Source organism: Rahnella sp. JUb53, assembly GCF_004346065.1.
GTDB lineage: Bacteria > Pseudomonadota > Gammaproteobacteria > Enterobacterales > Enterobacteriaceae > Rahnella > Rahnella variigena.
The window spans coordinates 93,970-111,071 of record NZ_SLYT01000002.1 but is presented as its reverse complement, the minus strand read 5'-3'; the positions used below and the strand labels follow the sequence as shown (position 1 = coordinate 111,071).

Here is a 17,102-nt window from a genome sequence, read left to right as displayed (position 1 = left end):
GACGGGTCCGCTGCGATTGGCGGACCCGTTATTCTGAGTAGCGAAGGGCATCGATCATCAGCGCAAAAGCGGGCGGATGCTGCTTACGGCTGGGGTAGTAAAGATAATATCCGGGGAAAGACGGACACCAGTCCTGCAGAACCTGAATAAGCTCTCCTGACTTTATATAATCCTGCACCCTGTCTTCAGGTATACAGGCGATGCCAAAACCGGATAAAGCCGCATCAATCCTTTCCGCCTGCAGATTAAACGTTACCTGTCCTTCCACTCTGACCCGTAACGGTTTCCCATTCTTCTCAAACTCCCAGTGGTAAAGACCACCGGCAGTCGGCAGGCGCATATTGATACACCGATGGGTTTGTAGCTCGTGCGGTGTTTCTGGTACGGGGTTAGCGGCAAAATAGGACGGTGCTCCCACCACTGCCATGCGCATTTCCGGTCCAATCCTCACCGCGATCATATCCTTATCTACGCTTTCGCCCAGGCGGATCCCGGCATCAAAACGCCCCTCAACAATATCGACAAAACCGTTATCAACCACCAGTTCGAGATTAATTTCCGGGTATTCCCTGAGAAAGGGCTTTAGCTTAGGCCATACCAGACTTCGCGCTGCATGCTCCCCGGCAGATAAACGGATATTGCCGGAGGCAGTGCCGTTCAGTTGAACAAGCGATTCCAGCTCCTGCTCAAGATCGGCAATACGGGGTTCAAGGCAGGCGATAATTCTCTCACCGGCTTCTGTGGGGGCAACGCTTCGGGTAGTGCGGGTCAGAAGTCGGATATTTAGCCGTTCCTCCAGGGCCTTCATCGCGTGGCTGAGTGCAGACTGAGAAACCCCCAGTTTACCCGCTGCTTTGGTAAAACTTCGCTCCCTCGCTACCACAAGAAAGATTTGCAGTTCGTTGAAGTTTTCTTTGAGCATCGGCGATTTCCTTATGGAGACATTCCCTTCAACGCGCACTCATGAAGGGTGTTCATAGACACAATCATTTTAGCCCCATTACTGACAATAATGATAATTGATATTCTGACTGTAGAGAAAATAAGTCTGAATTATCAGAGGGTTTATCATGAAAATACTCATTGCAGGCGCGACCGGAAGTATTGGTCTTCATGTCGTGAATACCACTATCGAAATAGGCCATCAGCCCGTGGCGCTGGTCAGAAATAAACGGAAAGTAAAATTACTTCCGCGTGGAACGGATGTTTTTTACGGCGATGTTTCAATGCCTGAAACACTTACCGATTTGCCGAAAGATATTGATGCCATCATCTTCACTCTCGGTTCCGATGGCCAGGGGCGTATTGGGGCCAGAGCGATAGATTACGGTGGTGTACGTAACATTTTACGACTATTCAGGGATACGTCTGTACGCATCGGCTTAATGACCACGATTGGCGTGACTGAACGGCTCAGCACCTGGAATCAACGCACTGAGGTTCATGACTGGAAAAGACGTGCCGAACGTCTGGTCAGGGCGAGTGGCCATCCCTATACCATCGTCAGGCCCGGCTGGTTTGACTACAACAATGATGATGAGCACAGAATCGTTATGCTCCAGGGGGATCGACACCATGCAGGAACGCCGGAGGATGGTGTGATATCCAGAAAACAAATCGCCCAGGTTCTGGTCAGTGCGTTGAGTAACGATGCAGCCACAAATAAAACGTTTGAGCTGGTCGCTGAGCGAGGGGAGGCACAACTGGATTTTACACCTCTCTTTACGGACTTACAGGCAGATAACCCTCAAAAAAATGATGGCGTTTTAGATTTGAACAACATGCCTTTCAGTGAAGAACCTGAGTGCATTATTAACGAGTTAAATCTGTTTTCAATACAGGTAAAATCAATCTAACGCCTTTGACAACTTGGTCAAATAGAGACCAGTCTTATGGCAGTTTAGATCCGGCTTTTACCCGAAGTATGGTTTGACGGGTAGTACTAAACTCTCGGGCAATGGCGCTGATGCTTAAGCCTAAATTAATACGCTCAATAACGACCTGTTTTTGTTCTTCGTTCAGGGCAGAGGGACGGCCAAAACGTTTCCCTGCCGCTTTTGCCCGCGCAATACCTGAATGTGTGCGTTCAAGCAGTAGGTCCCGTTCAAATTCTGCCACGGCAGAAATAACCTGCATGGTCATTTTCCCCGCGGGGCTGGTGAGATCTACTCCACCCAAAGCTAAGCAGTGGACACGAATATCGGAATCTGCCAGTTGTTCTACCGTTTGTCGCAGAAAAATATCAAAATCACCTGGGGATATTACTTGCGGGTGGGCATGGTGATGACTATTCCGGTGCTGTTCGTTACGCTTGCCGCGCTGGCGTTGCGGCTATCTTTCACTTTCTAATGAGATACCCTATGAGCATGATCACTATCTATCACAACCCGGCATGCGGTACGTCTCGTAATACGCTGGAAATGATCCGCAACAGCGGCACTGAACCCACCGTTATTCTGTATCTGGAAACGCCGCCATCCCGTGAGGAACTGGCTACGTTGCTTGCAGATATGGGTATTACCCCGCGGCAGTTGCTGCGTAAGAACGTTGAGCCTTATGAGCAACTCGGACTGGCTGAGGATGTCTTCACCGGCGATCAGCTGATGAGTTTTATGTTGCAGCATCCCATTCTGATTAATCGTCCGATCGTGGTGACACCGCTGGGAACCCGACTGTGCCGCCCGTCTGAAGTGGTGCTGGACATTTTGCCTGATACTCAACGTGGCGCGTTTACCAAAGAAGACGGTGAACAGGTTGTGGATGGTCAGGGTAAAAAGATTAAATAACCGGTTACGGCAATGGCTCAGTTTTTCATGTTTGCCATCATTTTGAAGGGAGACACATTGCCTCCCCTTCCTTCTATGCCTTCACCAGCGCACGTGTTTTATCAAGCAGGAACGGGCGCAGATAACCCACGGTGTTCGACAGCAAAATCACATCGTCAGAAACCTGAATGTTCAGCACGTCCGCCAGATATTTTTTGCGCGCCACCATCCGTTGCCAGACCTGCGGATACTGACTTTCCAGTTCGCGGCGCAACGCTTCATCCGCCAGCGCAACGGTATCTTCAATGCTGCTGCCTCCGTAACCCGGCAGCGAGGGAATAATATCTATCTGGAACAGCATTCCGCTCGCCAGCGGCACGTTAGAATCCGGATAAACCGGTGAGCACAGCCATTCCTCATCGGCCACCAGATGCCCCGGATTGAGATGCCAGTTCCAGGTTTTCTGCTCAAGCGTTTTTTCCACCAGGCGGTATACATCGCCACCGCGCATACCGATATGCAGATTCTCCAGCCAGGTGACCACCGTATGATAATAAGGGATCGCCAGACGCGGCAGCCAGTCAGCGACGTCATGCGGCAACTCTTCCTCACTGGCAACGACGTACGCGGCACGACTCGATAATCCCCCTTTATAGCCGACGGTCAGTGAAAATTTATCACCGTGACGGATGATTTTGTCCGAGGGATAAAGATTCGCATGAGCAAACCGGTCGCCGGTTGCGGCAATCATGATGACATTGTTTTGCTGACCGTCGCCTGCCAGCAACTGACCGATTTCCTTCTCAGATTTACCGGGAGCAATCGCGTCCAGTGCGGCCATCAGGCTGGATGACGCCAGATTTGCGCCGTACTCATAAAATGCAACTTCATTGGCATTATTAATGCACCGTGCGCCATTTTCCGGTGCGATAAACAGGCCTGTGGCATTCACCACATTCTCTTTTCCACCGGCAGCACTGCGCACCGCATCCAGAATAAACGCCGGAACATCAAAGCTGTATGGATCGGTTTGCGGATCGATACGGAACAATTTCCAGCCCGCGACGCCGGTGGTTTGTGACGCTGTCACGCCCGCCGTTGCCAGCAGATTTTGCAGCGGCTGATGATGTTTCATCGGCTGATTGGGCAGGGAAAACACCGGCGCGTGCAGACAGGCTCCTCCGTTGCGGGCATGCGGTACCAGTTTGAGATTCTCGTTACCCATTATGTAGGTGAGTTCGCCGTCACTGCTTACCACCAGCAAAGCTTCTTCAAAACGCGGGATAAAACCAGAAAGGTATTCGAAATTGCCGCCGTGTTCTTTATCGGCGTAAATCACCAGCGACGATAAGCCTTTTTGCTGCATGGCGCTCAGAACGTTGTTCAGGCGGGCTTTCATGGTTTCATCAGACAGCACCGGCGTGGGCACCTGAGGGTAAGTGGCCGGTGCCGGGACAGTGGCCAGTGTGTAGGCAGTATCAGAATTCATTGCGTTTCCTTATGCGTAGAAATCATTATCAGGAGTCAGATTCAGAAATGTTGGGTTCATAAATAACGTAGCCCGCCACGCCGCCCTTCCCGCCGTCTTTCGGATGGTTGATGCCATCGCTGACCGGGATAGGTGAGAAATCGAAGGGCGACACGCCTTCGATGCAGGCGACATTGACGCCATAAAATTCGGGATTGGAGCGACGCTGATGGAAGGTATAAATACCGCAAACCGAACAGAAGAAATGCGCGGCCTCACCGCTGTTAAAGCGATATTCCGTCAGCTTATCCGTGCCTTGCGTGATTTCAACTTCACCGGCAGTGGCGACGACCGCGCCACGCATACGGCAAAATGAACAGTTACAGCGCAGCACGCCGTTAAAACCGTCGGTCAGTGCGACCTTGAACGTGACGGCACCACAATGGCATTGAGCGGACAATTTATCTGGCATAGCAATCTCCCTCTTTGGAATGAGCGGTCGGGTTGGCCGAGAAAATGTTGTACCAAATTTCGCCGCTGATTACAGCTTTCCCTTAAAAAGCCCATTTTTTAGCCGTAAAACATTCACGCCCGCTATCAATTTCTCGTTTTGAGATCTCATACCAACTTTCTGTCACCTATTTTGTTTTACTACCCGATGTTAGGAAATGTTACGGAAATGATTCCGTAATGAAAATAAAATAGCTGCACGTAAGGAAGCTAACATGAAAAGACTGACCACTTTTTGCCTCGCGGGACTTGTATCATTTAATGCGTTTGCCCTGACCGGCAACGATGCCACCACCAAACCGGATCTCTACTATTTAAAGAATGACCAGGCCATCAACAGCCTGACTTTGCTGCCACCGCCACCGGCTGTGGGCAGCATTGCGTTCCTCAATGACCAGGCGATGTATGAGCAAGGCCGTCTGCTGCGTTCAACCGAGCGCGGCAAGCAGGCTGCTGAAGATGCGAACCTGAGCGGAGGCGGTGTGGCGAATGCCTTCTCTGGTGCGTTTGGATCACCAATCACCGCCAAAGACACGCCGGAACTGCACAAGCTGCTGACCAATATGATTGAAGATGCCGGAGATCTGGCGACGCGTGGCGCGAAAGAGAAGTACATGCGTATCCGCCCGTTTGCCTTCTACGGCGTCCCGACCTGTAACACCACCGAGCAGGATAAGCTTTCGAAGAACGGCTCTTATCCTTCAGGTCATACGTCTATTGGCTGGGCAACGGCGTTAGTGCTGACTGAAATCAACCCGCAACGTCAGGATCAGATCCTGCAGCGTGGTTATGATTTAGGCCAGAGCCGTGTGATTTGCGGATACCACTGGCAGAGTGATGTGGATGCAGCGCGTATCGTCGGCTCTGCGGTTGTAGCAACGCTGCACACCAACGACGCTTTCCAGCAACAACTGAAGAAAGCTAAAGAAGAGTTCGCGAAACAGCATAAATAAGCGTTTTTGCTTCTTGCAGGACAAAAAAAAACCGGCCTGATAAGCCGGTTTTTTTACGGAGAGCAGAAAGCGATTCAGGCCGCTTTAACCGCACGCGTCTTTTTAGGAGCTGGCGCTGCTACGGTTTCTTCGGTGTTTTCTTCCGCGGTCTCTTCAGTTTCAGCTTCAGTCACTGCCAGTTCTTCCGTCTGCGCGACAGGGGCTTTCACGGTTTCTTCTTCCGGCAGCTTGCTGGTACGCAGGATGTGCTGGACGGTATCTTTTTGCTCAGCCAGGCGAAGGGCAATGTTTTCTGCCAGCGATTCATCGATCTCCAGTTCGCTCTGCAACAACCAGTCAGTAAAAGCATCTGCCATATCGAGCATTTTGTCGTAAGCGTCCGCTTCTTTCTTATTGGCAAATGTCATTTTTTCTTCACCTTTTCTGACGACAACAAACTTTGTTTCAACAGCCATGATTCGCTCCTTATACTGTAATTATATACAGCATACCAATAATCAATGCAGGATACATCATCCAGCCTGTTTTTTATAGTGCGGCGCAGGCGTGAATTTCTTCCAGATAACCGCTAAGGTAGAAAATAACCCGTTTTATAACGTACTTGTGAGGATTCTGTGACAAATGTGAAAGAAGTCTGCAACTGGAGCAAAGACGCTTACCGGATAACCACCGACATTAGCCAGCTGGATATTCCAGCCGTCCACGCCTATCTGACCCGCTCCAGCTGGGCGCCGGGAATTGACGAGCAAACGGTGCGCGATGGCGCGGAAAACAGCCTCAATTTCAGCTTGTTCGACGGTGAAAAACAGATCGGTTACGCACGTTTCATTACTGATTACGCCACCTTTGCCTATCTGTGCGATGTGTATGTGTTAGAGGAATATCAGGGGAAAAATCTGGGAGCATGGCTGATTGAATGTGTTCAGTCGCATCCGGTCACCGCCCGGCTGCGCAGGATGGCATTGTTTACCTCAACGGCACCCTGGCTGTATGAGAAGTTTGGCTATACGCCGGTGAACGAGCCCAATTACACCTGGGTGATCACTCGTCCGGGGCTTTATCTGAAGAAAGACTGATCAAGGCTAGTGAAGGATTCGAGGGTTTTAGCCAGCATCCGTCATTTCAGTCACCATCCGCACAAAATTATCGCGGATTAAATCCTCTCTGCGCGGATCCCATGCGATCCCGACCTGCCAGCGGGTGGCTTTGCCACTCAGCGGCAGCGTCTTCAGTCCTGGCGGCGCAATATGCATGACACTATTGGGCAGCAGCGCGACACCAACACCGGCGACAACCAGCGCGACAATCGTCTGGATATCTTCGGACTGCTGTACGAAAGGCGTGTGCAACTGGTTTTCATCCAGAAAGCGGTCCGTTTGTGCGTTCAGCCCCCGCCCGCGATCGGGGTATAAACGCAGCAGCGGTTTCTGTTTCAGCCAGCCTGCGACCGTCGTTCCGTCGTCAGCAGGCACCACACACACCAGTTCATCTTCAAACAAGGCGTGATAACTCAGCGGTGCAGCCGGTGGCACACGCACAAAACCAATCTGCAATTTCCCGCTTTGCAGCATGTCGTATTGCACGGCAGAAGGCAGATCTTCCAGCGTGATATCCACACCGGGATACGCTGCCCTGAACCTGGCGATGCATTGCGGCGCAAAGGTAAACGCCGACAGGCCGAATCCCGCCGCCAGCAACCCTTCACCGCCCTTTTCCACCTGACCGACGTGCTGCATAAAGGCCGTCATCTGACGCAGCACCTTCTCCGCTTCGGGCAAAAGTCGTCGCCCTCCCGGCGTAAGCGTGGTGCCATGGCGTCCGCGATCAAACAGCATCACGTTAAGGCGGGATTCCAGCAAACTGATCTGCTTGGTCAGCGCCGGCTGCGAGATAGAAAGCGTGTTAGCCGCCGCTGCATAATTCCCTGCCTGCGCCAGCGTGACGAAAGCTTTGAGCAAACGCGTATTCATTTTGCATTCCGTTTAGTTATCAGAACCAGAAAATACTTCATTATAAAGTTATCAGCCGCATTGCTTTAATACCAGCGTGAACCCTAAACCTTAACGTTACGGAGAATGACAATGTCGGCATCGATTAAAACGGCGGTAGTTCAGTTTCAGCATCAGGCCGGAAACAAAAAATATAATCTGATGATGATGGAGGGTTTTATCCAGCAGGCGGCGATTAACGGCGTACAAATTCTGGCGTTCCCGGAAATGTGTATCACCGGCTACTGGCATGTGCCGAAACTGGATAACGACGGTGTGGCGGCGCTGGCCGAATCCGTCGAAACTGGTTCGTCTGTGCGCCTTATCCGCAAACTGGCCGTGAAACATCAGATGCTGATTGGTGCCGGTTTTATTGAACGCGGAGATGACGGTCGTCTTTATAACGCCTATGCCGCCTGTATGCCGGACGGTTCAGTGCATACGCACCGCAAAATGCACGCCTTTGAACATCCTTCCATCAGTTGCGGCGATACCTATACCGTGTTTGATACGCCCTGGGGCGTGAAGGTCGGTATCCTTATCTGCTGGGATAACAATCTGGTGGAAAACGCCCGTGCAACAGCACTGCTGGGGGCAGATATTTTACTGGCACCGCATCAGACCGGTGGCACAAATTCCCGCAGCCCGCACGGCATGAAGCCCGTTGCGCTGGAATTATGGGAGCAGCGCGCCACACGACCGGAGGAAATCACCGAAGCCTTTAAAGGTGCCAGTGGCCGTGAGTGGCTGATGCGCTGGCTGCCGTCGCGGGCGCACGATAACGGCATGTTTATTTTGTTCAGCAATGGTGTGGGTGCAGACGATGATGAAGTCCGCACAGGAAACGCGATGATTATCGACCCGTACGGCCGCATCGTCGAAGAAACCTGGGCGGCGGCAGACGCGATGGTGAGTGCAGAACTGGATCTTTCGCTTATTCCGATGAGTACCGGCAGGCGCTGGATGGCAGGACGTCGTCCGGATCTTTACCGCATTCTGACGGAGCGTCAGGGCTATGAACGTGATGCGATTACGGCGCGTTTTTCCGAGGAGTTACCCGGAATGAAAACACGCTAAAATCGGTGTTCGTTTTACAGGGAAACCGGATCATAACATTGCCTGCCCGATTGCACCCTTCTGTGTTTCCCGCAGCAAGGCTTTGCTCTATCATGATGCTTTCATTGATCCTTTTGCTCAGCGAGACTTTATTTTGCGCATCCTTCCTTTCGGTTCCCGTATTTTCATGACTTTACTGACTGGCCTGCTTTTGTGCTGGCCGAGTTTGAAAGTTGGTGCCGCGCAGGCGGCTGAGATGGCGTCTCCGGCAGATATAGTGGTTGCTTTCCAGACAGATTATCTGCGCTGGAATAACCAGACCGTGGCGGCGAAAGCGGATCATACGCCCGCTGACAACATAGCGATGGCAGAGAAAACCTACCGCGAGATTCTGAAGAAATACACCCTGCCCGATTTTGTCGGCGAACCTGTCGCTTACAGCTCCGAACCGTTGCACGATCCGGCTAAAGAGAAAATCGTGTCGGTGAAAACCCAAGGTGGCGCGGCGGTAGTGACGACGAAGTTCCCGCAGCAATATTACACGCCGACGTATGAGTACCGTCTGGTGTATCAGCAGCACCGCTGGTATCTGACCGCCGTGGATCTGGTGGACGATGACGGCAAATACCCCAGCCTTTAACGGATATTTCAGGCCAGCGCTGAGCCCACCAGATAAAATATCACCATGCCGGTGACCAGCGTTCCGCCAACCATTAAACCGCTGATGTACAGAAAACCCTGCTCCACCAGGCCTTTGAAGACTGGCTGGTGAAGCAGGATCACAGTGGTTATGTGGTGCGGAACAGTCGTAGTTTTCGCCGTACAAAGGGGCTTATATCTTTTGAGCGGGAGATTAGATGCTATAAAAGGTCTTAAGAAAATCCTGTCTTCGTCACTGAATTTTAATTTTTAATATTTCTTCTTTTAAAACGTCATAGAGCTTATCTTGCAACATATTCAGTTCGTTATTTTCACTCTTTAGCATTTCACCTTTTTTATGTAACACCAAATCATTAAACGATCCTGCCCCTGCGAATATTCCTTTTATCTCCAGGAGTGTTTTTTTGTAGTCAACATCTAACTGCTTGCTAAACAATTCAAATCTTTTCGCCCACTCTTGTTGTTCATTTTCTAAAAGCAATAACTGAATACTGAACAGCAGTTTTTGTATCTTTGTTTTCATTTTAACTCCCCAAAATTTAATGTTTTTATACCCGGAATATCCCAGGGTGCAGGGATAACAACCTGTTCAGTACCTCCTGAGTAAAGATTTGTTTGATATCCGACCTGTCCCACACAGACTTTGGCATCATCAACGTAGTGAGCGTAACGACGCTCATCTTGTGCTGAAAAAAGGTTCACGCTTCTCTCTTTTCTCCATGGGACGCCATGAGCATTAAACCTGTGTGAGCGGCAAAGAGTTCTATGTAAGAATATACAATTGTGTTCGGGGGAACCGCTCCACCATGAATTTTAATTAAACACTGTTGTGTGGTACGAAGGTAGCTTTCTCCAGAAAGAAAGGGTCGTGAGATCCTTTTGATTTTCATGGCATACATCATCATTTTTTATGACTATTTATCTTTGCTAACTCAACTTTTAAAAGGTTGTAGAGTTTATTTTTTAAGGCGTATAGCTCATTATTTTCTTGGGTGAGTGGCACTTTATTTTTATGAAGTACAAGGTCAGTAAAAGATCCCGCCCCTCCAAATAAGCTCCTTAATGAAGACAATGCCGCTTCATAATCATTTTCGAGCTCAACGTTCAGTTCTTCAAATATTTTTGCCCAAGCGGTAGCATCATTATGCGAGAGGATATAAATAATACTGACTACGGTAGTCTTAATTTCATTTTTCATTTCAAATGCCCTTTATTTAATACTCTAATCCCTGATATTTCCCAGGGTGTAAGAACAACGACTTGCTCTGTACCACCTGAAGGTAGTAATCCCACTGTTCAGAAGTGTCTATTCCGATGATTCAGCCGGAATCGATGTTACTTTTAGTAAAGTCATAAGCATCATCAACGTAGTGAGCGTAACGACGCTCATCTTGTGCTGAAAAAAGGTTCACGCTTCTTTCTTTTCTCCATGGGACGTCATGAGCATTTAACCGGTGTGAATGGGGGTAATTATCGCTGCTGAGTTCGTAGTAAATCCGCGCTTGCCTGAAAGCCTCATGCGGCGTCAGGATGTACTGAAAGTCTTCTGGTGAAAGTTCCCTCTCTGCATCCCATGCTCTGATTAATCTAAACATTGCTCAAGCCACTCCTTGCCTGTTGCTATTCCTGTCAATAGGTTACCGATTAAACGGTGACGAAAGTGTGAGCGGCAAAGAGTTCTATGTATGAATGTACAATTGTGTTCGGGGGAACTGCTCCACCAGGCCTTCGGAAACTGGCTGGTGGAGCAGGGGCAGAGTGGTGATGTGGTTGCGGATCAGTCGTAGTTTTCGCCGTACAAACCAATCAGGCGGCGGACGACGCCGTTGGTCCAGCCGAAGCCGTCCTGAAGCGGATATTCCCCGCCGCCACCTTCGCGCGACGCATTGCCGGAAATGTGATATTTCTCGATAAGTTTATGATGCTGCTGGTAAAACTGATTTACGGTTTTCAGCCAGCTGCGGGCAATCTGGTCGCCGAGTACGTCGTTGCCATACAGCTTGAAGCCCTGAATTGCCATCCATTGCAGCGGCGCCCAGCCGTTAGGTTTATCCCACTGTTCGCCGGTTTCGTATTCCGTGGTCATCAGTCCGCCGGAGGTCAGCAGGCGCGTCTGCACGGCGTCAGCAATACGAACGGCCTGATGATGCGTGGCCAGACCGACGTACAAAGGCACCACGCTGGCGGCTGAGAACAGTGCCAGCTGCTGACGGTGCCAGTCGTAATCGCGGAAGCACCCTTCTGTCTCATCCCACAAATAGCGGTTGATGGCTTCACGGCGGGTTTCAGCTTTCTGGCGGAACTCCGCTTCGGTCGCCCGGTCACTGTTGAGGCCGGAAATATTGGCGATGGCGCTTTCCAGTTTGAATAAAAACGCGTTCAGGTCGATCGGAATAAACTGCGTGGTGCGGATACTGGCCAGCCGGTGACCATCACGCAGCCAGCGCGAGGAATAATCCCAGCCTGATTCCGCACCGGCACGCAGATCGCGGTAAACTTCGTTAGCGGGACGACTGGAGAGTTTCGCGGTTTCCACATCTTCGCGCCAGGATTCATCACGCGGCGTGTCCCTGTCATCCCAGTAACGGTTGAGCAAGGTGCCATCCGGCAGACAAACCACGTGGCGATAAGCCTGATTGGGTGCCAGTGAATCCGCGCCATCCATCCAGAATTCATATTCCATTTTGAGATGATCAAGATAACGACGCGCACCGCGCACACCATCTTCTTCAAACAGTTCGACCATCAGCGCAAAGACCGGCGGCTGCGAACGGCTGAGATAATAGGTGCGGTTACCGTTAGGGATATGCCCGTAAATCTCGATCAACCACGCAAAGTTATCGGCCATGGTGCGCAGCAAATCGTTGCGCCCGCTTTCCGCCAGTCCCAGCATGGTGAAATACGAATCCCAGTAGTAGGTTTCGCCAAAACGCCCGCCTGGCACCACGTAAGCCTGCGGTAGCGGCAGCAGTGACGACCAGGAAACATGGTCTTCCGGCTGGCGCGTCAGCACCGGCCAGAGTTTATCGATGTGCTCTTTCAGCGAATCACCCGGATCAGACACGTATTCGTCACCGTGCGGTTCCGGCAGCCAGAAATGCGCCTCAACAAAGCGTTTCAGATTAAAGCCCGGATGGTTTTTTATCCGGCGGTAGCGCAGCAGGATATCCAGCGGATCCATTTTTGGCGGACAGTCAGGAAAAGTTTTGCTGTCGGCAAAAAGCGATGAGGACTGGACGCTGGTGAACAGTTCCATATAACGGTCGGCAGGCGTCAGCGCATCGGAAGGCGGCAGGCCTTCGATCATCTCCGGTTCCGGCTCGGCGTCCATCATCCGGTCAAGGATCAGCTCAATTGGCTCGAGTTCGCTCAGACGAAACTCTTCGCCTTCCAGTGCTGCGATCTCCTTCGTCTGATGTTTCTCATTTAGCATAAGCGAGCCTTTTGGTTAGAGGACTTAGGTTTCAATAACGATTGCAACAGCGTTTTATTTGCCGCCGTGCAATGTCAGATTGTTCAGATCCCGCAAATAGGTGTCACCCCAGTTTGCGATATCATTTTTAGTCAGCACGGCCATCATGTCGTTATACCGCGCCTGTCGTTCGGCCAGCGGCATGGTCAGGGCTTTATCCAGCGCCGCCGCCACGTCATCACGGTCATAAGGATTGACAATCAGCGCCGAGGTGAGTTCATTCGCCGCGCCGGCGAATTGCGAAAGCACCAGTACGCCGGGGTCAGCCGGATCCTGCGCCGCGACATACTCTTTCGCCACCAGATTCATGCCGTCACGCAGCGGCGTCACCAGCCCGACGTCGGTCAGACGGAACAATTTCATCAGCAGACTGCGCTGGAAATGCTGGTTGAGATAGAACAGCGGCGTCTGATTCATGCTGCCGTATTTACCGTTGATGCGTCCGACTTCGGTTTCCAGCTGATGACGCAGTTCCTGATAGGCCTGCACATCGCCACGCGACGTCGGCGCAATCTGGGTATAACGCACTTTGCCGCGATGCTGCGGGAATTTTTCCAGCAACGCTTCAAAGGCCAGAAAACGCTCCGGCAGCCCTTTGGTGTAATCGAGGCGCTCGCAGGAAATAATATTCTGCGCTTCACGCAGTTCACGTTCAATGGCGGCCATTTTTGGAGGCAGAGGCCCTTCCGCCATCTCTTTAATACTTTCTGGCGCAATGCTGATCGGATACACGCCGGTGGCAAAGGTATTACCGAAAGCCTGATGGGTGCCGGAACCGGTCTGTTCCAGCGCGGTAAGCTGGCTCAGATTATCGAGAAACGCCTGACGATCGCTTTCGGTCTGGAAACCGAGCAGGTCGTATTCGCTCATCATTTTGATCAGCTCATCATGCGTCGGCACCGCGTTGAAAATCTCCGGCGTCGGGAACGGAATATGCAGGAAGAAACCGATGCGATTTTTCACACCCAGCTTGCGTAATGCGGCAGCAAACGGCAGCAGGTGGTAGTCGTGGATCCACAGAATGTCGTCTTCTTTAATCAGCGGCTGCAATCTTCTCGCCAGCAGATCATTAACGCGGCAGTAGCCGTCCCAGGCTTCACGCTGGAAATCAACGAGATCGGTGCGGTAATGAAGCGCGGGCCAGAGCACGGCATTGGAAAACTGGCAGTAATACAGGTCGTAATCGTTCTGATCCAGCGGAACAGAAGCGTACGTGATGCCGTCATCTTCAACCAGACTCAGCTCATCTTCGTCATCTTCACCGGAAATTTCGCTGATTTCGCCATTCCAGCCAAACCACAGACCTGAGGTGTTTTTCAGTGCGTCAAGGATCCCAACGGCCAGCCCGCCTGCGGACTTCGACCCGTCAGGAATAGCGATACGGTTAGATACAACAACCAGGCGGCTCATGAGTGTGACTCCTTTGTATGTGTGTTTGTATGAGTAGTAGATGAAGATAATGCGGCGTGACGTTGTAACGTATCCAGCCATTGATAAACATCGCGGACGTGTTTAACACGGTATTTGGCCAGACTAGAACCTTCGCCGACTTTTACGGAAATTCCGTTCAGCGCGTTGACGACTTCAAACCCTTTCTCATCGGTCAGATCGTCGCCGACAAATACCGGCAGACGTCCGGCAAACGGCGGTTGCTGCATAAAGTCATAAATCGCCGCGCCTTTGTCTTTGCCGCGGGGTTTGATTTCAATCACGCATTTCCCCGGCTGAAGAACCAGCTCCGGGTGTTTTGCTACCACAGATTCTGCCAGTTCGAGCACGTGCTGCTGATGAAGCATGGCCTGACGGTAATGCAGCGCGAAGGCCATCCCTTTCACTTCCAGTAATGTGCCTGGCAGCTTTTCCATACCGGCGGCGAGCGCCTGTTCAACGTCTTTCGCCATCTGCGCCGGTAACGTCACGCGGTGAAACTGCCCTTCGCCGTCACGCATTTCTGCACCGTGCACACCGGCTGCTGGCAGAATTAACGGTGCAACCAGCTGGTCCAGTTGTTCAACCGGCCGGCCTGAAATCAGCGCCAGTGCGCCGGAGGAGGCGGTAAACAACGCCTGTAAATGCTGACGGACATCGGACGGAATCGACACGGCATCGGGCTCATCGCGGATTTCGGCGAGCGTGCCATCGACATCGAAAAAGAAGGCGTATTGTTGACTGTCCGGGTGCGGGAGTAGCGGTGTTTCGGTGGTGTTTTCCTGAATTTCTGAGGTCAAGGTCATTCTCCTGCTGATAAGTTACGACACAACGCGTCATTGCGCTGAAAACCCTCGGGCGTTTTCTTATTTTGTAATAGTTGTATCTGATACCTTGTTCACGATTAACTATTAAGAACTGAACTATTTCACTCTGAACTATTTCACCGCAAGCTATTTCGCGATGAACAATTTCGAATTAACAAATATAGTCTCTTATCAGCGCACCGACGGGATAATCAGATTTATCCACAAGCCCGCCGGTGCAGGGTGTTCTCAGAAAATCCCGATAAACGTGACAATGTCACTCATGCGTTTGCCTCGCTTTCATCAGTTACGATTTCGTCATCGCTCAGACGGTCAATCACCGGATAGGCGACGGCGGCAATGTGATGATGCACACGCCGGTAATCACGCAGCACGCGCTGGAAAATATCACCGGATTCCGCCCAGGCATTTTTATCGTCACGCAGCTTTCTGAAGTGCTCGCGGCTGGCTGTCGCCTCTATCTGACGTACCACCTCTTTACGCGCCACCAGCTGATGCGCTGCCGCCAGATCCTCGCCAAGAAATGCGGTGATCGCCAGACGCAGACTCACCAGGATTTCCGCGTGCAGCAGGCCGATATTGTGCAGCTCGAATGCGCTGAACTGCTCGCCACGGCGTCCGCGACGCGTTGCCAGCTGCGTCAGGCTGCTGGAAAGAATGTCGCCTGCGTGCTCGATATTAATGACAAACATCAGGATTTCCTGCGCCCGGTCGGCATCTGAATCGCTCAGCCCTTCCTGCCCGATATCCGCCAGATAGGCGCGGATCGCCGCACTCAGCCCGTCGAGTGACTGATCGGCCTGTCTTATTTCGCCTGCTTTCAGCGGATCGGGAGCGGCAAACAGCGCACGCAGGCGGTCGAGCATAACGTTCAGCATGTCCGCAACCCGCAGTGATTCGCGCACGGAATTGGACAACCCGATGTAGGCAATATCCAGCCCCGCCTCGTCGAGATACATCGGCATACCCGGATCCGCCGGACGCGGTTCTTCCGGGAAAAACCGCTCCAGTGCGCGCGCCAGCGGACCGGTCAGCCCGATAAAAATAATGGCCAGAACGGCGCTGAACGCGGTATGAAACATCACCACCAGCTGCGGCGTGGTCAGTTCGAAAGCGGCGGCCAGTTTGCCGAGCAGCGGCATCAGCGCCAGAGCCACTACGCATCCCGCCCCGCGCACCAGCAAATTGCCTGCTGGCAGACGGCGAGCCACGGCTGAACCCGCGTTCAGTAATGGCGGCAGCGCCCCGCCGATATTGGCACCCAGAACCAGCACCATCGCGGTAACCGGTGTCATCACGCCAGTGGCAGCAAGCGAGGCAATCAGCAAAATCACCGCCACGCTCGAGTGACAAACCAGCGTGAGAATAATGGCAACCATCAGCGCAATCAGCGTGTCGCCTTCCAGCCCCTGCATCACCGCATGAAATACCGGCGTGGTTTCGATATGTCCCAGCGTGGCGCTGAGCATCCCGAGCGCCAGCAGCATCTGGCCGAGGCCTATCAGCGCGCAGCCCGCACTTTCGAAACCGGAATGGTCACGAAGTTTAAACACCACAAATCCGCTCAGTATCAGCAAGGGAACGGCAATTTCGGTGTTGAAACTCATCAGCTGAACCACCAGCGTCGACCCGACATTCGCGCCGAGCATAACCGCCAGCGCCGGTGCCAGGCTCAGCGTTCCGGCGGCGGTAAATGAAGTCGCCATCAGGCTGACCGCGGTGCTGCTTTGCAACAGGCCGGTAATCCCGACGCCAGCAAGCAGCGCCATCCAGCGGTTAGTGAGATGCCGCCCCATCCAGTGACGCAGCGGCGTACCAAATCCGCGCTGGAGCGCGGTTGAAATCATGTGAGAACCCCACAGCAGCAGCGCGATGGCGCCTGCCAGATGCACAAGCAGTGTGGTTCCGGATTGAGTCGTCATAATCATTGTCATTCCCCTTTTTCAGGGTTGTTTTTGTGGTGTGAAAACCGTTA

At 52.1% G+C, this 17,102-nt stretch carries 20 protein-coding genes and 2 pseudogenes; 7 read left to right on the top strand and 15 right to left on the bottom strand.

The annotated features are described in order from the left end of the window. Positions 1-28 precede the first annotated feature (28 nt). Positions 29-922 (bottom strand): LysR family transcriptional regulator, encoded by an 894-nt coding sequence (locus EC840_RS05040; RefSeq protein WP_034950038.1) that lies wholly within the window; start codon positions 920-922, stop codon positions 29-31. Positions 923-1,070: 148 nt separating this feature from the next. Here EC840_RS05040 and EC840_RS05035 point away from each other — a divergent pair, with 148 nt between their 5' ends. Further along, positions 1,071-1,856, top strand: a complete 786-nt coding sequence (locus EC840_RS05035) for an SDR family oxidoreductase (protein ID WP_001572334.1) — start codon at positions 1,071-1,073, stop codon at positions 1,854-1,856. Positions 1,857-1,890: 34 nt separating this feature from the next. On the opposite strand, the pseudogene EC840_RS05030 reads toward EC840_RS05035, so the two are convergent. Beyond that, positions 1,891-2,235: pseudogene (locus tag EC840_RS05030) on the bottom strand (recombinase family protein); the annotation flags it as partial. Here EC840_RS05030 and EC840_RS05025 point away from each other — a divergent pair. Together EC840_RS05025 and arsC are read left to right on the top strand one after the other, a co-directional pair. Beyond that, positions 2,227-2,349 (top strand): annotated as a pseudogene (locus EC840_RS05025) (ArsB/NhaD family transporter); the annotation flags it as partial. The pseudogenes EC840_RS05030 and EC840_RS05025 overlap by 9 nt on opposite strands. Positions 2,350-2,360: 11 nt before the next feature. Continuing rightward, on the top strand, positions 2,361-2,786 hold the full coding sequence (gene arsC / locus EC840_RS05020; RefSeq protein WP_132964188.1) for a glutaredoxin-dependent arsenate reductase: 426 nt from the start codon (positions 2,361-2,363) through the stop codon (positions 2,784-2,786). Between the two features lie 73 nt (positions 2,787-2,859). On the opposite strand, the gene EC840_RS05015 is transcribed toward arsC, so the two are convergent. After that, complete coding sequence (locus EC840_RS05015; RefSeq protein WP_132964186.1) at positions 2,860-4,254, bottom strand: aminopeptidase P family protein; 1,395 nt, start codon at positions 4,252-4,254, stop codon at positions 2,860-2,862. A 28-nt stretch (positions 4,255-4,282) separates the two neighbouring features. Next, positions 4,283-4,705 carry a GFA family protein gene (locus EC840_RS05010; protein ID WP_132964184.1) on the bottom strand — a complete coding sequence of 141 codons (423 nt, stop codon included), beginning with the start codon at positions 4,703-4,705 and terminating at the stop codon, positions 4,283-4,285. A 253-nt stretch (positions 4,706-4,958) separates the two neighbouring features. Between EC840_RS05010 and phoC the strand changes: the two genes are divergently transcribed. Continuing rightward, positions 4,959-5,696 carry an acid phosphatase PhoC gene (gene phoC, locus EC840_RS05005; RefSeq protein WP_112286645.1) on the top strand — a complete coding sequence of 246 codons (738 nt, stop codon included), beginning with the start codon at positions 4,959-4,961 and terminating at the stop codon, positions 5,694-5,696. A gap of 74 nt (positions 5,697-5,770) precedes the next feature. On the opposite strand, the gene EC840_RS05000 is transcribed toward phoC, so the two are convergent. Next, on the bottom strand, positions 5,771-6,151 hold the full coding sequence (locus tag EC840_RS05000) for a YebG family protein (protein ID WP_113878192.1): 381 nt from the start codon (positions 6,149-6,151) through the stop codon (positions 5,771-5,773). 159 nt (positions 6,152-6,310) lie between these two features. Between EC840_RS05000 and EC840_RS04995 the strand changes: the two genes are divergently transcribed. Continuing rightward, on the top strand, positions 6,311-6,772 hold the full coding sequence (locus EC840_RS04995; protein ID WP_113878191.1) for a GNAT family N-acetyltransferase: 462 nt from the start codon (positions 6,311-6,313) through the stop codon (positions 6,770-6,772). A gap of 27 nt (positions 6,773-6,799) precedes the next feature. Here the strand turns inward: EC840_RS04995 and EC840_RS04990 are convergent, their stop codons facing one another. After that, complete coding sequence (locus EC840_RS04990) at positions 6,800-7,666, bottom strand: LysR family transcriptional regulator (protein WP_132964182.1); 867 nt, start codon at positions 7,664-7,666, stop codon at positions 6,800-6,802. A 105-nt stretch (positions 7,667-7,771) separates the two neighbouring features. Between EC840_RS04990 and EC840_RS04985 the strand changes: the two genes are divergently transcribed. After that, positions 7,772-8,761: a nitrilase family protein gene (locus EC840_RS04985; protein WP_132964180.1), complete on the top strand. Its 990-nt coding sequence runs from the start codon at positions 7,772-7,774 to the stop codon at positions 8,759-8,761. Positions 8,762-8,927: 166 nt separating this feature from the next. Continuing rightward, positions 8,928-9,380, top strand: coding sequence for a hypothetical protein (locus EC840_RS04980; protein WP_132964178.1), 453 nt, complete (start codon positions 8,928-8,930; stop codon positions 9,378-9,380). A gap of 8 nt (positions 9,381-9,388) precedes the next feature. On the opposite strand, the gene EC840_RS25665 is transcribed toward EC840_RS04980, so the two are convergent. The 9 genes from EC840_RS25665 to EC840_RS04940 form a co-directional block, all read right to left on the bottom strand. After that, positions 9,389-9,523, bottom strand: a complete 135-nt coding sequence (locus EC840_RS25665) for a hypothetical protein (protein ID WP_279432765.1) — start codon at positions 9,521-9,523, stop codon at positions 9,389-9,391. Between the two features lie 109 nt (positions 9,524-9,632). Continuing rightward, positions 9,633-9,923, bottom strand: coding sequence for a hypothetical protein (locus EC840_RS04975; RefSeq protein ID WP_132964176.1), 291 nt, complete (start codon positions 9,921-9,923; stop codon positions 9,633-9,635). Next, the gene (locus EC840_RS04970; protein ID WP_132964174.1) at positions 9,920-10,102 is read right to left on the bottom strand and encodes a hypothetical protein; all 183 of its coding nucleotides are present in this window, start codon (positions 10,100-10,102) and stop codon (positions 9,920-9,922) included. Before EC840_RS04970 ends, EC840_RS04975 begins: the two co-directional genes overlap by 4 nt. A 199-nt stretch (positions 10,103-10,301) precedes the next feature. Then, positions 10,302-10,598: a hypothetical protein gene (locus EC840_RS04965; RefSeq protein ID WP_132964172.1), complete on the bottom strand. Its 297-nt coding sequence runs from the start codon at positions 10,596-10,598 to the stop codon at positions 10,302-10,304. 121 nt (positions 10,599-10,719) lie between these two features. Further along, positions 10,720-10,995: a hypothetical protein gene (locus tag EC840_RS04960; RefSeq protein WP_132964170.1), complete on the bottom strand. Its 276-nt coding sequence runs from the start codon at positions 10,993-10,995 to the stop codon at positions 10,720-10,722. A gap of 182 nt (positions 10,996-11,177) precedes the next feature. Next, positions 11,178-12,833 (bottom strand): alpha,alpha-trehalase, encoded by a 1,656-nt coding sequence (locus EC840_RS04955; RefSeq protein WP_120163602.1) that lies wholly within the window; start codon positions 12,831-12,833, stop codon positions 11,178-11,180. A 54-nt stretch (positions 12,834-12,887) separates the two neighbouring features. After that, positions 12,888-14,282 carry an alpha,alpha-trehalose-phosphate synthase gene (gene otsA / locus EC840_RS04950; RefSeq protein ID WP_132964168.1) on the bottom strand — a complete coding sequence of 465 codons (1,395 nt, stop codon included), beginning with the start codon at positions 14,280-14,282 and terminating at the stop codon, positions 12,888-12,890. Then, the gene (gene otsB / locus EC840_RS04945; RefSeq protein ID WP_243701032.1) at positions 14,279-15,088 is read right to left on the bottom strand and encodes a trehalose-phosphatase; all 810 of its coding nucleotides are present in this window, start codon (positions 15,086-15,088) and stop codon (positions 14,279-14,281) included. The genes otsA and otsB overlap by 4 nt, the downstream gene beginning before the upstream one ends. A gap of 299 nt (positions 15,089-15,387) precedes the next feature. Continuing rightward, positions 15,388-17,049, bottom strand: coding sequence for a Na/Pi cotransporter family protein (locus tag EC840_RS04940; protein WP_113878205.1), 1,662 nt, complete (start codon positions 17,047-17,049; stop codon positions 15,388-15,390). Between the last annotated feature and the right edge of the window lie 53 nt (positions 17,050-17,102).

What these genes read in the sequence shown, in the direction of transcription:
- EC840_RS05040 (WP_034950038.1), bottom strand. Translation starts at nt 922, where the DNA reads ATGCTCAAAGAAAACTTCAACGAACTGCAAATCTTTCTTGTGGTAGCG.
- EC840_RS05035 (WP_001572334.1), top strand. Translation starts at nt 1,071, where the DNA reads ATGAAAATACTCATTGCAGGCGCGACCGGAAGTATTGGTCTTCATGTC.
- arsC (WP_132964188.1), top strand. Translation starts at nt 2,361, where the DNA reads ATGAGCATGATCACTATCTATCACAACCCGGCATGCGGTACGTCTCGT.
- EC840_RS05015 (WP_132964186.1), bottom strand. Translation starts at nt 4,254, where the DNA reads ATGAATTCTGATACTGCCTACACACTGGCCACTGTCCCGGCACCGGCC.
- EC840_RS05010 (WP_132964184.1), bottom strand. Translation starts at nt 4,705, where the DNA reads ATGCCAGATAAATTGTCCGCTCAATGCCATTGTGGTGCCGTCACGTTC.
- phoC (WP_112286645.1), top strand. Translation starts at nt 4,959, where the DNA reads ATGAAAAGACTGACCACTTTTTGCCTCGCGGGACTTGTATCATTTAAT.
- EC840_RS05000 (WP_113878192.1), bottom strand. Translation starts at nt 6,151, where the DNA reads ATGGCTGTTGAAACAAAGTTTGTTGTCGTCAGAAAAGGTGAAGAAAAA.
- EC840_RS04990 (WP_132964182.1), bottom strand. Translation starts at nt 7,666, where the DNA reads ATGAATACGCGTTTGCTCAAAGCTTTCGTCACGCTGGCGCAGGCAGGG.
- EC840_RS04985 (WP_132964180.1), top strand. Translation starts at nt 7,772, where the DNA reads ATGACAATGTCGGCATCGATTAAAACGGCGGTAGTTCAGTTTCAGCAT.
- EC840_RS04980 (WP_132964178.1), top strand. Translation starts at nt 8,928, where the DNA reads ATGACTTTACTGACTGGCCTGCTTTTGTGCTGGCCGAGTTTGAAAGTT.
- EC840_RS04975 (WP_132964176.1), bottom strand. Translation starts at nt 9,923, where the DNA reads ATGAAAACAAAGATACAAAAACTGCTGTTCAGTATTCAGTTATTGCTT.
- EC840_RS04965 (WP_132964172.1), bottom strand. Translation starts at nt 10,598, where the DNA reads ATGAAAAATGAAATTAAGACTACCGTAGTCAGTATTATTTATATCCTC.
- EC840_RS04960 (WP_132964170.1), bottom strand. Translation starts at nt 10,995, where the DNA reads ATGTTTAGATTAATCAGAGCATGGGATGCAGAGAGGGAACTTTCACCA.
- EC840_RS04955 (WP_120163602.1), bottom strand. Translation starts at nt 12,833, where the DNA reads ATGCTAAATGAGAAACATCAGACGAAGGAGATCGCAGCACTGGAAGGC.
- otsA (WP_132964168.1), bottom strand. Translation starts at nt 14,282, where the DNA reads ATGAGCCGCCTGGTTGTTGTATCTAACCGTATCGCTATTCCTGACGGG.
- EC840_RS04940 (WP_113878205.1), bottom strand. Translation starts at nt 17,049, where the DNA reads ATGACGACTCAATCCGGAACCACACTGCTTGTGCATCTGGCAGGCGCC.